The organism is Fructilactobacillus myrtifloralis (assembly GCF_024029335.1).
In the GTDB taxonomy this organism is placed as follows: Bacteria; Bacillota; Bacilli; order Lactobacillales; family Lactobacillaceae; genus Fructilactobacillus; species Fructilactobacillus myrtifloralis.
The window spans coordinates 922732-936193 of sequence record NZ_CP097116.1 but is presented as its reverse complement, the minus strand read 5'-3'; the positions used below and the strand labels follow the sequence as shown (position 1 = coordinate 936193).

General features: G+C 44.4%; 15 protein-coding genes. 13 read left to right on the top strand and 2 right to left on the bottom strand.

Features of this window, described 5'->3' with window-relative positions; all coding sequences use genetic code 11:
• Positions 1–30: 30 nt before the first annotated feature.
• From M3M35_RS04730 to M3M35_RS04715, 4 genes are all read left to right on the top strand, one after another.
• Complete coding sequence (locus M3M35_RS04730) at positions 31–921, top strand: alpha/beta hydrolase (protein ID WP_252749524.1); 891 nt, start codon at positions 31–33, stop codon at positions 919–921.
• Positions 922–965: 44 nt separating this feature from the next.
• Positions 966–1613 carry a signal peptidase I gene (lepB, locus tag M3M35_RS04725; RefSeq protein WP_252749523.1) on the top strand — a complete coding sequence of 216 codons (648 nt, stop codon included), beginning with the start codon at positions 966–968 and terminating at the stop codon, positions 1611–1613.
• 119 nt (positions 1614–1732) lie between these two features.
• Complete coding sequence (locus M3M35_RS04720; RefSeq protein ID WP_252749522.1) at positions 1733–2461, top strand: MucBP domain-containing protein; 729 nt, start codon at positions 1733–1735, stop codon at positions 2459–2461.
• 195 nt (positions 2462–2656) lie between these two features.
• Positions 2657–3979 (top strand): C1 family peptidase, encoded by a 1323-nt coding sequence (locus M3M35_RS04715; RefSeq protein ID WP_252749521.1) that lies wholly within the window; start codon positions 2657–2659, stop codon positions 3977–3979.
• An 88-nt stretch (positions 3980–4067) separates the two neighbouring features.
• Here the strand turns inward: M3M35_RS04715 and M3M35_RS04710 are convergent, their stop codons facing one another.
• Positions 4068–5012, bottom strand: a complete 945-nt coding sequence (locus M3M35_RS04710; protein WP_252749520.1) for an alpha/beta hydrolase — start codon at positions 5010–5012, stop codon at positions 4068–4070.
• 212 nt (positions 5013–5224) lie between these two features.
• Here M3M35_RS04710 and cls point away from each other — a divergent pair, with 212 nt between their 5' ends.
• The 3 genes from cls to M3M35_RS04695 all read left to right on the top strand — a co-directional run bounded on the left by cls (position 5225) and on the right by M3M35_RS04695 (position 8805).
• A complete protein-coding gene (gene cls / locus M3M35_RS04705) occupies positions 5225–6694 on the top strand; it encodes a cardiolipin synthase (RefSeq protein ID WP_252749519.1) in 1470 nt (489 codons plus the stop codon).
• Positions 6695–6952: 258 nt separating this feature from the next.
• Positions 6953–7630, top strand: a complete 678-nt coding sequence (locus tag M3M35_RS04700; RefSeq protein ID WP_252749518.1) for a hypothetical protein — start codon at positions 6953–6955, stop codon at positions 7628–7630.
• A 5-nt stretch (positions 7631–7635) separates the two neighbouring features.
• Positions 7636–8805, top strand: a complete 1170-nt coding sequence (locus M3M35_RS04695; protein ID WP_252749517.1) for a helix-turn-helix domain-containing protein — start codon at positions 7636–7638, stop codon at positions 8803–8805.
• Between the two features lie 162 nt (positions 8806–8967).
• Here the strand turns inward: M3M35_RS04695 and M3M35_RS04690 are convergent, their stop codons facing one another.
• Complete coding sequence (locus tag M3M35_RS04690) at positions 8968–9534, bottom strand: DNA-3-methyladenine glycosylase I (protein ID WP_252749516.1); 567 nt, start codon at positions 9532–9534, stop codon at positions 8968–8970.
• A gap of 136 nt (positions 9535–9670) precedes the next feature.
• Between M3M35_RS04690 and M3M35_RS04685 the strand changes: the two genes are divergently transcribed.
• The 6 genes from M3M35_RS04685 to M3M35_RS04660 all read left to right on the top strand — a co-directional run bounded on the left by M3M35_RS04685 (position 9671) and on the right by M3M35_RS04660 (position 13462).
• On the top strand, positions 9671–10402 hold the full coding sequence (locus M3M35_RS04685) for an amino acid ABC transporter ATP-binding protein (RefSeq protein ID WP_252750698.1): 732 nt from the start codon (positions 9671–9673) through the stop codon (positions 10400–10402).
• A 17-nt stretch (positions 10403–10419) separates the two neighbouring features.
• Positions 10420–11283, top strand: a complete 864-nt coding sequence (locus M3M35_RS04680; RefSeq protein ID WP_252749515.1) for a transporter substrate-binding domain-containing protein — start codon at positions 10420–10422, stop codon at positions 11281–11283.
• Positions 11284–11285: 2 nt separating this feature from the next.
• Positions 11286–11927, top strand: a complete 642-nt coding sequence (locus tag M3M35_RS04675) for an amino acid ABC transporter permease (protein WP_252750697.1) — start codon at positions 11286–11288, stop codon at positions 11925–11927.
• Positions 11927–12577 (top strand): amino acid ABC transporter permease, encoded by a 651-nt coding sequence (locus M3M35_RS04670; protein ID WP_252749514.1) that lies wholly within the window; start codon positions 11927–11929, stop codon positions 12575–12577. Before M3M35_RS04675 ends, M3M35_RS04670 begins: the two co-directional genes overlap by 1 nt.
• Before the next feature lie 143 nt (positions 12578–12720).
• Positions 12721–13116: a YbgA family protein gene (locus M3M35_RS04665; protein WP_252749513.1), complete on the top strand. Its 396-nt coding sequence runs from the start codon at positions 12721–12723 to the stop codon at positions 13114–13116.
• Positions 13100–13462 (top strand): TIGR02328 family protein, encoded by a 363-nt coding sequence (locus M3M35_RS04660; RefSeq protein WP_252750696.1) that lies wholly within the window; start codon positions 13100–13102, stop codon positions 13460–13462. The genes M3M35_RS04665 and M3M35_RS04660 overlap by 17 nt, the downstream gene beginning before the upstream one ends.

The window sequence follows — 13462 nt, the reverse complement described above, 5'->3', positions numbered from 1 at the left end:
TTGATCCAGTAAGATGGGAGCGTGAGATTAATGGAAAAGTTTATTGAACGAGCAACTCACTTTGTACCTGCTGATACGGCCACGATTAACCGCAAACAAGTTGATCTTTCCTATGCAGCGGGAGCCCGACATCAGTTAGACGTTTACTGGCCGGATGCGGGTTCTGCTCCGTTTCCAGTTATTATTGATATTCACGGGGGTGGCCTCTACTTTGGCGCCAAAAGTTCCCAGAAGTTAGCTGGGGCACTGGCCCTGCGCCAGCGGGGGTATGCAATCGTGAGTCCGAACTACTCGTTAAGTTACATGGCGCCCTTTCCCCAACCTGTGTATGAGCTCAAAGCAGTAGTTCGGTGGGTCAAAGCGCACGCTACAGAGTACCAGTTTGATCCGCACAACGTGTTTCTCATGGGGGAATCGTCTGGAGCGCAGCTGGCCATGTTAGTGGCAGCGTCCAGTGGTTCTGGGCATTTACAAAGTAACTTTGGCAACGATTTTGGGGTTAGCGACCGGGTAAACGGAGTGATTGCTTCCTACGGACCATATGATTTGGCCGCCATGAAAGCCCAGTTTGCCATTTTAAAGCAGGAACCGAAGTTTGCGGAAACAGGCGAAGCGGATTCCTTTGAAGGTGCCATGCTCGGGTGGCACCGTCCCGTCGATGTCCCAGAATTGAACGCACAGGCCAATCCGGCTACGTATTTGAATCAGCAGATGGTGCCGGTATTAATGTACGCCGGGACGGGGGACCGCGTGGTTCCCTACATTCAAACCATTAACCTAGGGGCTCAAATTGCGACGGTAATTGGTAGTGATCAGGTTGAGGTGCACATTGTGCCGGATGTGCCACATGGTCCCGCTGGCTTTTTGAACGCTGAGGTTACCCAGCAAAAGGAGAACTTTTTAAAACGAAATCTCCATTAAATGATAAAATAGGAACAGCGTGATTAAACTGAAGGAGTAGAGACATGAAAACTTTTAAAGGAATTTTAAGCTGGGTGATCCCAATTGTACTGGGCTTAGCCATTGCGCTGGTGATTAAGCAAACCTTTTTCACGGTGGCAAAGGTGAGTGGGCCTTCAATGGATCCTAACCTGCATGACCGGCAGACGATTATGGTGTGGCGGCAAGCCAAACCGAAACCGGGGAGTGTGATTGTATTTAATGCGACGGGCGTGGATCCCAACGCTGCTCCGAATGACGGTGCGGTCAAGCGCGTGTTGGGGACAGCCGGAACCGACTACGTGAAGCGGGTCATTGCGGTGCCAGGTGATACGGTGGCATTTAAGAATAATCAACTATACGTAAATGACCAGGCCGTTAAGCAACCCTACATCAGTAAGGACGCGCAAACAGAGGGAACCGAGTATTCTCAGCAAAAGGGGAATTGGGACCTCCACTCCCTCTCAACGCAGGCGCCCAACTGGGTGAAGGATCGGGGCGTAGTGAAGGTTCCGAAGGATAAATACTTTGTCCTAGGGGATAACCGAAAGGTCTCAAACGATAGCCGTTACTGGGGCTTTGTCCCGAAGGATAAGATTATCGGAGTGGTGCAAACCTTGCCATTTGGTAGCAACGCCACCGCTCGGAATAACATTAATCATCAAGCAAAATAACGCTAAAAACCAGTTCACTGCGGTGGACTGGTTTTTATTTTAATCGGACTGGTTATAATTATTCTGATTTAGTGATTAGCAAGCGTGCTATAATCTGGGGTGAGGAGGACAAACTACTAATGAAAACGAAAAAATTAATTGTGACTACCATGCTGACTACGACGATTGCATCGCTTGGATTTATTCCCACTGTTGTTAATCCGATTGTTTCGCAAGCGGCCACGAACGTGAGCAAAGGCAAAATTATTGTCCATTATGTAGATCAAACTGGGAAGGCGATTCGTCCGGCTACCACGGCGACCGGGGCAACTGGAACGAGGTATGTTGCTGATGTTCCCGCAATTAGGGGCTACAGCTATTCCCGAATTGAAAACGGGCAAAATGATAACAACGGACCCGAGATGGTGTTTGGTGGCGGCGACGGGGTTACAGATGTTTCCGAAATGACGATTGTGTATACTGCGACTGGTAATTCTAGTAAGCCAACCCCCGTGCCTGGAAAGGCCACCGGAACAACGGCGACGGGCGAGAACGGGCAACCACAAACTAGTTCTAAGCACGGGAATGAGCAAGCTGCCCAAGGAACGAAACCGCATGCTAACAATCAAGCAACTGGTGAAAAGAAGCAGCGCGCTGCAACCAAACAGGGAGATAACCAGCAACAAACTGAGCAACAAACGAAGGCCGCTAAAAAGAAAAAAGCGGCCAAGCAGCAGTCGAAGAAGCAGGCTTCCAAACGTAACCAGCATGGGATTTTCATGTGGGGCGCCGCTGGTTTAATTGGCTTGGCAGTAGTCGGCGGTGTCGCTTGGAAATGGTTGCAAAAACCCCGGAATGCGAAGCACTAGGTAAATATTACAAGCAGGAATCCGGTTGGATGGAAAAGTTAACTTGACTGAATTGAGCAAGGACGGCCTTTGAGAAGTGAGGGTCGTCCTTTTTAGTCGGATCCGCGAAGCAGGCCAGTTGGGGGCTATTTAATTTTAATTGCCTTTTTGTTGGCAAATCCGTACAATAACTACAAACGAAAGGAAGCGATCTCCATGGATTTTGCAAAGCCGCTCTCAGCGGACCAAATTAAAGCCATGCAGGCTCATTATGAAGCCTGGCCAGCCCACCAAATTGTGACAAATGCCGTAAATAGTAACGGGATTAACCAAACGGCCAAAAATGCTGAGGTGGCACAAAAATTAACGAATGTCTTCTCTGATGAGGTTAAAACGGGGAAGGTAGCGAACCAGAAGCAGAGTGGTCGGTGTTGGTTATTTTCGATCCTCAATACGCTCCGGCATCGAATGGCAGCTCAGTATCACGTGCCGGATTTAGAGTTATCGCAAAGTTATCTCTTTTTCTGGGATAAAATTGAACGGGCCAACATGTTCTATGCGCACATGATTGCCCTCGCCGATCGTCCTCTGTCAGATCGGGAAGTTGCTTTTTATTTGAGTCGCCCTGGTGACGATGGGGGTCAGTGGGCGATGGCCGCAGCGTTAATCGATAAGTATGGAGTGGTTCCACGTGAAACATTTCCAGAAAACGCCGTGACAACGAAGACCAGTGAATTGGCCGGGCTCTTAAATCGCAAGCTGCGCAAGGATGGACTAGCGTTACGGAACCTAGTTCGTCAGGGGGCGGATGATGCGACGATTGAAGCGACCAAACAGGAGTGTTTAACGGCGGTTTACCAAATTACGGCCAGTGCCATCGGGGTGCCGCCAACCCACTTTGATTTTGAGTATCGTGACGATCAGCACCAGTATCATTGTGACGAAAACCTCACGCCCCGCACGTTCTACCAAAAGTACATTGGCGTGGATCTCCATGACTACGTGGTGCTGAGCAATGCGCCTGATAAGGACTACTACCAACGGTACTCCTTACCTAGTCAGGATAATGTGATTGCAGGATTGCCCATCGAATTTCTCAACTTACCGATGCAGGCACTTAAACAAGCTGCCATTGCGCAACTACAGGACCAAGAAACGGTCTGGTTTGGCAACGATATTTTAAAGCAAGTTGACCGCCAAGCGGGCCTCATGGATAGTGAACTGTACCTGCAAGATGAGCTATTGGGGGTTGATACGACGCTGTCAAAGGCCGATCGGTTACGAACCCACGAGGCAGAGGTGACGCACGCAATGACCCTGACGGGAGTCGATTTACGGGCCGGCGTGCCACAAAAGTGGAAAGTGGAGAATAGTTGGGGGGAAAAGGTAGGACAAGCTGGTTACTTCATCATGGCTGATAACTGGATGGATGACTACGTGTACGAAGTGGTTGTCCACCGCAAGTATCTCGCAAAGGACCAACAAGCTGCGCTCCAAACCCCAGCGATCGTGTTACCACCATGGGATTCGTTACAATAATCCACCTCGTCTGAAGTTTATAATTTAGGCACAAAAAAAGCTCAAGATTAAAATCTTGAGCTTTTTCTATTTGATTACCATGAGAAGCTTAGAGGCGCTTGCCAAAGAAATCGTTTAGTTTTGCAACGGCCTTGTCAGTTGGTTCTGGTTGGTCGTAAAGGTCATAGTGACTAACGCCTGGTAAGACAACTAATTCCTTATCGTTAGTAGCAGCTGCATCGTAGTATTGGTAACCGAACCGGTAGGAACCAAAGGCTCCCGGAACGCCACCGACGATGATTTCGAGCGGTTGAGTAGCTAATTTATCAGCCAAGCTCAACGGATCGAAGTTCAGCATCATTGGGATGACACTGTAAACGTACCGGTTAGGAGCGTAGTCATCGTGGCCACGAGGAGTTAGGTAGTAATCAATGGCTTGTTCGATATCAATGTCATTGATGCCAGCTTCTTTGCGGGCTTCTTGACTAGCTGGTAAAGCAGGGATGTATTTAACTTCAGCTCCTTGAGCTTCGGCAGTCCGTTGCTTAGCCATATCTTCCAAGTTTTCAATGAGCGTTTTGTCGTTTTGACCAAACGTTTCCCGATAAATCGTTCCAACGTCGGCTGGACAAACCCCAGCAACGGCCTTGATTCGCTTATCGAACTTAGCGGCGTTCAGCGTAAAGCCACCACCACCACAGATTCCCATGGCTCCGATCCGGTCAGAATCAACGTATGGAAGGGTATCCAAGTAATCAATGGCAGCCATCACACCAATGGTCCGGGCGTATGGAATTTCAGAGTTGTGGGGTTCACCAGCACTACGACCTTGGTAAGGAGAGTCGTAGGCAATGGCTAACCAACCCTGTTTGGCCAGCTTCGTGGCGTAAATTCTACCAGAAGTTTGGTTGAAATCACTAGTAGTGGGGTGATTTACCACAATGGCTGGGTGTTTTTGACTTTCGTCAAAGTTTTCCGGGAAGAAAAGTCGTCCCTGTAGCTCGATATCGTTTAAATCGCGAGCTTTGAAGCTAATATCTTTAGTTGTAATCATAAATCTAATCTCCTTTTTCTAAAGTATGACTATATTATACACTGATGTGTAATATAATTGAAAGTCATAGCTTCTCGAATCTGACACTTACTACACGTTCCGGCAAACATTGGGTTTTAATGCATGACGCTGCCGATAGCAATGCAAAAAATGGTCCCGTCCCACTATCAAATCAGGTATGATAGAGGTAAGTAGAGAAGGAGGAAACTTAGATGTCATTAGTATTAGAAATAATTGGCTTAATCTTATTAATCAATACGATTGCGGCCATCATTACCGTCTTCCGGCAACCTAGAAACATCGCCGCTACGTGGGCCTGGTTCTTAGTCCTCGTGTTTATCCCGGTGCTTGGGTTTTTCATTTACGCCTTTTTTGGCCGCCGGTTACCGAAAAATCGGATGTTATTGTTATCCGGAAGTACCAAGAAACAGGTTAGTAGCTTAATCAACAAGCAAAAACGGCAATTAGGCAAGTTTACCGCTGATCAAACGCCCAACTACCAAATTTTGAACCGGGCACAGGGGCAGATTGAAATGTTCATGAACACGGCGACCGCGCCATTGCTAGGCAACAATGAGGTTGATGTGTATACCAAGGGAACCGACTTTGTGAACCAACTGTTTACGGACTTTAAAAACGCCCGTAGTTCGATTAACATTGAATTTTACACCTTTTATGCCGATAACATTGGGCACCAAACCCTGGACCTGTTAACCGAAAAAGCAAAGCAGGGGGTAGACGTGCGGGTAATCTATGATGCCTGGGGTTCGATGGGGACCAACGAAAAGTTTTTCCGGCCGTTGATTGAGGCTGGCGGGCACGCTTATCCCTTCTTGCACAACCGCTTTAATCTGATTGATATGCGGGTTAACTTCCGGGATCACCATAAGATTGTGACCATTGATGGTGAGTATGGTTACATCGGTGGGATGAACATTGGTGATCAATACTTAGGACGCAAGAAGAAGTTTGGAAACTGGTATGACTGTATGATGCGGGTTCATGGTCAAGGAGTGCAGGGCTTACAATCCCGCTTTATTCTGGATTGGAATGCAACTGATCAACAGGATAAGATTGATCCAAATGCAGCCGACGCCATTGCGAAGTATTATCCAGAGGTTAAGACGGATGGACACGCTGCAATGCAAATTGTGGCCAGTGATCCGATTTCTTCAATGGAACAGATTAAAATGGGGTACATCAAACTGATTGGGATGGCGCAACGCTCCGTTAAAATCATGACGCCCTACCTCATCCCAGATGAATCAGTGCTAGATGCGTTAAAAATCGCGGTTAAGTCCGGAGTGGACATCACCATTATTACTCCTGACATGCCTGATCACCCGTTTGTGTACCGGGCTACGCAGTACTATACGGAACAACTTACGAAGTTAGGCATTAAGGTTTACGCTTATAACAACGGGTTCTTACACGCCAAGACGATGGTAATTGATGATGAATTAGTTTCAATTGGATCAGCTAATTTGGACTACCGGAGTTTTGAACTAAACTTTGAATGTAACGCCTTCGTGTACGATAAGGACCTTGCGAACCGGATGGAAGCCATCTATCAGGATGCCATTTTAGAAAGTACGTTACAAACGAAACAGATTTTTGCCCAAGAATCATGGTGGTTAAACTTCAAGCAACACTTTAGTCGGTTGTTATCACCATTGCTCTAGCCATGAGAGGAGATGAGCAAGGTGAAGGAACATAAGTCAAAACTACGGTGTCAATGGCTGGTTGGATTAGTAGCAGTACTGCTTGTCTTCAGCCATCGGCGGTCGTGCCAATAAAAAGTATAACTAGTACTTTACTTGTACTGGTTATACTTTTTTGCTATAATCACTTCGAGGTTTACTTTTAACGTGTTTTACATCTTTAATTAGACTATTACGTGGTAAGAACATCCAGTTGATAACTAAACAGGAGCTGATTATATGCTAAAAACATCTCGTCAAGAATTAAATTTTTTATTGAAAATCTTTGAAGATACTCCTGAAGAAGATATTGAAAAATATATTAATAGCGAATTACTTTATGAACCTGTAACTAAAAATTACCATACTTATTTTAAGTATGATTATTATAGTTCTTTGATTAGAAAAAATTTGCCTAGTAGCTTTAAGTTAGTTACTTTTATGGCAGGCTCGACTAAGATTAGCTGTTTTTTTAATTTAAAATCTGGAGAACTATTTTTTCCAATACCTAATATATATACGCTTTCTGGAAGACTTAAAAAAGAAAGAAATTATCTTCGATTATTTGTAATGAAATATAATGGCTCTAGTGTAAAACCCTTTTACGATGAAGATACTGATTTATTTGGATACTCAGATCTTGACAAAAAAATTAATGAATATGTAGGTGAACTTGATTCACAAATAACTGGTATTCATTTTATTTGTTTAGAAAATGAATTAATGAACATTCCTATAATTTCAATTAGAGAGTATCAAATTTTTCCTAGCAAACCTTTCTTGGTTGAAAATATTATTCTTAAAGAAGATTTTGACAATGATCCAATAAGTAATCCTGACAATACTGATAATGATTATCCAGATACAAGCAACGGAATTAAATTTAAGAAAATTGAAAAAAAAGGAAAAGGGAAGTAAATTAGATGCGTGAATTTAATGGGAAAAGACTGAACGAAGCTAGGTTTTATAATTCTCTTTCCATTACTAAACTTGCTTCTGAGTTGGGTATTAGTAAGCAGATGGTATCTAAATATGAAAATAGTAATGCTCAACCTAGTTCAGATGTTTTATTCAATATAATAAAGATTTTGGGATTTCCTGCTGATTTTTATTTTGATGTTGATAAATTTAGTCATGAAGAAATGGGAACTTTCTATAGATCATCACTTAATGTGCCAAAAAAATTAAGATCTCCAGCTTCAACTCTTATAAATGCTATTTCTATTTATAGGAATTATTTAGAGACTTATTTAGATTTTCCAGATTTACCTCTAATTAATAAGGCTGATTTAAATGATATTTCTGGTTATAATTATGAACAAATAGCAATGGATTTGAGAAGTGTTTTGGGATTAAAAAATCAGCCCATCCAAGATATGGGTAAATTACTTGAATCTAGGGGTTTTATTGCTTCATTTATTCCAAAAGAAAACAATAAAATTGATGCTTTTAGTCAATACAAAACAATAAATAATTCATCGTATTTCATTATATTTATAAAAAACTCTTCTTTTTTTAGAAATCAATTTTCTTTAGCTCATGAATTATCTCATTGGTATTTACACGGAAATTATTATTTAAGTTCTGATAATTATACTAAAGATGAAAAAAGAGAAATAGAAAATCAAGCTAATAATCTTGCGGCTTCTTTTTTATTGCCAAGAGAACCTTTTATTAATGATTTTAGAAATCTGAAAAATGATAGTATAAACAATTTGTTAACACTCAAATTAAAATGGAAAGTATCTCTCTCATCAATAGTTACAAGAATTTATAATCTGAAATTAATTTCTTATAATAGATATTTAAGCTTGGAAAAACAGATTAGTGCACGTAAATTTAGAAAAAAAGAGCCTTACGATGATATGTATAAGATGAATTTTAGTTCTTTACAAGAAGGCACAAAGTTGTTAGTTGATAATGGAATAATAAGGTATCAAGAAATACCAGATGCAATAAGTAAGAATTATGGAATTAATTATGGGAGCAGGCTTCTAAGTGAAGTTACTGGAGTTAAAGAGGATTTATTCGTTAATTCCAATCCCATAACACTAAAAAAGAATATAAAAAAACAAAAAAGTAAATTTATTTAAATTTATGGGATATTTATAATCATATTATATCTTATTATTTTTAATCTAATAAAATTATTGAAGTTTGTATTGATTTTGGTTTATCTGGCTTAATCGTCCTCTGTCAGCGGCGCCGGTGCCAATAACAAAAAAAAGCTAGTCACTTCTAAGTGACTAGCTTTTTTAGTGCTCTTTAAACGGACACTGGTTTTCGTGATCATTAATCAAACCCGCTGCCTGAAAGAACGAGTAACAAACGACCGGACCGGTAAACTGAAACCCCTGGTGCTTGAGTTCGTGACTAACGTGGTCAGTCAGGGGAATAGTTTTGGGAACGGCACTAGGAGTTGGAACGTCATGAATAATGGGTTCGTGATGAACGAAGTCCCAGAGGAAGTCGCTGAAATTCGTTCCCGCCGTCTCTAGCTTAACAATTGCCTGGGCGTTCTTAATCACAGCGGTAAGCTTGCGCTGGTTTCTGATGATGGCAGCGTTTTGTAAGAGCTTTGGCAACTCCGGTTCCATCGTTGCCACCTGGTGGTAATCAAAGTTTTGAAAAGCGGCCTCAAATGCCGTTCGTTTTTTGAGCACCGTGGCCCAACTGAGGCCAGCTTGCATGAGTTCCAAGGATAGTAACTCAAAGAGTCGATATGAATTGAATTCGGGGTGTCCCCACTCTTGATCGTGGTATGTAACAAGTTGTTGATTAGTGGATTGAGCCCAGTGGCAGCGGGTTGAACTGATTAGCATCAAGCAACCTCCTTAAAAAATTGGTGGAAATGTCACGAAATGTGACATCAAAGATAGGCGGGCGCCAGCAAAACGCCTATGTTTAAAGTTAAGCAAAGTAATGATGAACGCCTAAAGGAGGGTCACCATGAAAACAATGATTAAATTTACGGACGTCCAAAAGTACTACGGTTCCTTTCATGCCTTGCATGACATTAACCTAGAAATCAAGGACGGAGAAACGGTTGTCCTGATCGGGCCGTCTGGATCCGGGAAATCCACCCTACTGCGGACAATTAACGGTTTAGAAACCGTTGAAGCCGGACAGTTACTGGTTGATGGCGAAGACGTGGCAAGCAGTAAGACGAACCTGAATAAGTTACGGACAAACGTGGGAATGGTGTTTCAACACTTCAACCTCTACAATAACAAAACAATTCTAGAAAACATCATGTTAGCACCCAAGATTGTATTAAAACGCGGCGATCAAGAAAATCGGGAAGTGGCAGAACGACTATTGAAACGAGTGGGGCTAGCCGACCAAATCAACAAGTACCCCTCCCAATTATCCGGGGGGCAACAACAACGGATTGCGATTGCCCGGTCGTTAGCGATGAACCCGTTGGCAATCCTGTTTGATGAACCAACGTCCGCACTGGACCCTGAAATGGTTGGCAGTGTCCTAGAGGTTATGAAAGAAATTGCGGCGAATTCCGCGTACACCACCCTGGTGGTGACCCACGAAATGGATTTCGCGAAGGCCGTGTCAGATCGTGTTATTTTCATGGCCGATGGTCGGATTTTAGAGGATGCGCCCACCGACAAGTTCTTCGACCATCCAGAAACGGAGCGGGCCCGGAAGTTCTTGTCGCAAGTGGAACATCACTAGGAAATGAGGTGCAGTGAATGAGTAAATTACACGAACGACGAGTGGGCCTCGTAGCGGCCATTGTCCTCGTGGTGATTTTAGTCGGAGCCATTGTCCTCGGCTTAAATTACCAAAGGAGTCAGGCCCGGGAAAACGATAGTTTACAAACTGTGAAAACGACGCACGTAATGCGCTGGGGAGTTAAGTCAGATACCCGCTTATTTGGATTGATTAGCCCTAAAACTGGGCAGAGTGAGGGGTTTGACGTGGATATTTCCCGCGCCATCACGGCACAAATTGCTAAGCAAACGGGGACTAAGATTAAACCGGAATTTACGCCGGTGACCACGTCCTCTAAGATTCAACTGTTAAAGAATCACCAGGTGGATGCCGTAGCGGCTTCCATGACGATTACACCAGAACGGGCGAAAGTGGTTAATTTCTCGAAACCCTACTTTCCCGCGGGGCAATCGTTGTTAGTGAAACGAGGCTCACCGGTTAAAAACATTCGGGACTTAAATCGACCTGATGCAACAATCATTGGGGTGATGGGAACCACGGCCTTGGAAACCACCAAGCAGTTTGCTCCGAAAGCCAAGGTGATTGCGATGCCGGATAACTCCCAAGCCTTTAGTGCCCTGCAATCCGGTCAGGGTGATGCCATGACGACTGATAACGCCATCTTATATGGGTTCTCTTCTCAGAGTCCCAATGTGGAGGTGGTCGGGGGCACCTTTACGAACCAACCATATGGATTGGCAGTTGATAAGGGCCAAACCCAGTTACAACGAGAAGTTGACCAAGCGTTGGTTACCATTCGCCAAAACGGAACGTACGAACGCTTGATTAAAAAGTGGTTTGGTAACATTCCCGGCTTAGATTGGAGGGAACTACTGAAATGATAATTAAAATCTTTACTGATAACTGGCAAACGATTTTAACCGGATTTGGCTACACGATTGGAGCTTCAATCCTCGGGTTAATCGGTTCGCTGGTCTTAGGCACGGTGTTTGCGCTGATGGAAATGACGCCCCAACCGGTGGTCCGCGGCAGCGGAAAAGCGTTAGTGGAATTCTTTCGCAACATCCCGCTGCTAGTAATTACGTTGTTTTTCTACGTAGTGGTTTCGCATGTCCTTAAAATTAACGGATTTTGGGCGGGCACGATTGCCTTGGCGCTCTATACGTCGGCCTTTATTGCTGAATGTATCCGGGGTGGATTAACCTCCGTGGATCCTGGTCAGATGGAAGGAGCCCGGGCGATGGGCTTGAACTACACCCAAGCCATGATGCAGGTGGTGCTTCCGCAGGGGTTCAAACTGGCCTTACCGTCCTTAGGGAATCAATTCATTAACTTGATTAAAAATTCCTCCATTCTTTCCTTTGTGGCGGGGTTAGATTTAATGTATCAAGCGAACGTAATTTCTGGAACCAACCTGGATCCGTTTAACACGTACATCGTGATTGGGATTTTCTATCTTCTTCTAACCGGACCACTGTCCGTTGTGATGACAAAACTCGAAAATAAGTTAGGGGGGATTAACTAATGATTTTATCTGCTTTTAGCGCTACCAACCTCCACTACCTGTTGGGTGGACTAGGAATCACAATTGGGGTTTCCGTGATTTCAATCATCATCAGTTTTATTTTTGGCACCTTATTCGGAGTTGTTCTGTATGAAGAAGTCCCGTACTTCTCGCGGACGTTACAGTTGCTTGTTAACACGATTCGAAACCTCCCGTTACTGTTGCTGATCTTTTTTACCTACTTTGCCTTACCAAAGCTGGGGGTAGAACTAAACGCCTTTGCGGCTACGGTGGTGGCCATGTCCGTCTTTGAATCCACGATGATCTCTCAAATCATTCGGGGCGGGCTTCTGTCGGTGGGAAAAGGGCAATCTGAAGGAGCGCTCTCCACGGGAATGACTAAGTGGGAAGCATTGTGGTACATCCTGCTCCCCCAGGGATTGAAAAATTCGATTCCCCCGTTGATTTCGCAGTTTATCTCGCTGGTGAAGGATACGTCCCTAGCCACTGCCATCGTGTTAACGGAGATGACGTTTCGGAGTCAGGTTATTTACGGACAAAATCCGAACTACATGATTCCGATGTTTGCACTGATTACGGCACTGTACTTCATTGTGAACTATAGTCTGTCGTTACTATCCAAATGGTTTGAACGGCGATTAGCACTTTAAAAGTTAGCTTTTCAGCGTAATTTTTGGTATCATAGTTCTAAGGATTTTTGGAGCTGATGCAACTTCTAAATTGAAATCTTACTAAAATAGGTGAAACCGGGCATTCGTAATGGATGGTCGGTTTTATTTTTGAGGAGGAAGCGATGGAAGCATGGCAAGCCGAATGGGCATATCAGAAGTACTGGGTAATGGCTCGGTCTCAACACCTTTATAATGCCTGGCGACGGTTGGCGCGCAACAACCAGTGGGACGATGATAAAGCGGTGATTGCTCACGAGCTGTTACTGACTGCTGGCGAACTGACCCCGACCGAAAAGACACTTAGGAATACGTATCAGCACGTTTGGGGCTATTTCAAACGGGTGGCGACTCCCGCAGAAAAGGACGAGTTTCAGGCGGTCCTAGCGGAATTGACGACAGCTCATGATACTGTGGGTCCGGTGTTACTACGGCTCGCCCACCAGTATCAAGTCGAGTACTTGTTGCAGAGCCGGTTACTGCAAGAATGGGAGGATGATGACCATGCGCCTTTGGCATGAAGCTTTGATTCAGAAACTACCAAGACAACAGTTATTAGGACAACACCGCGAGTGTGCCGCGTTACGGGGCAACGGTTGGGGCCGCAAGCACGCAACCGTGAACTACGTTTTTCAGCACTCACCATACAAGTTGTTTCAGTTTCACGAACTGGTGATGGATGAAATGGAACGACGCGGTTATCATCCAGATTCCCACTGGCGCCAGCCCGAGTATCGGGGCAAAACCTGCCCACCCTATGCAGAATTGGCACCTTGTCCGCGGACGCACCCGATTTATCCAGAACACGATCAACGGTATTTACAGGAATGTCAGCAGTTATTGGCCGAACGCACCAAAAAAGAGTGA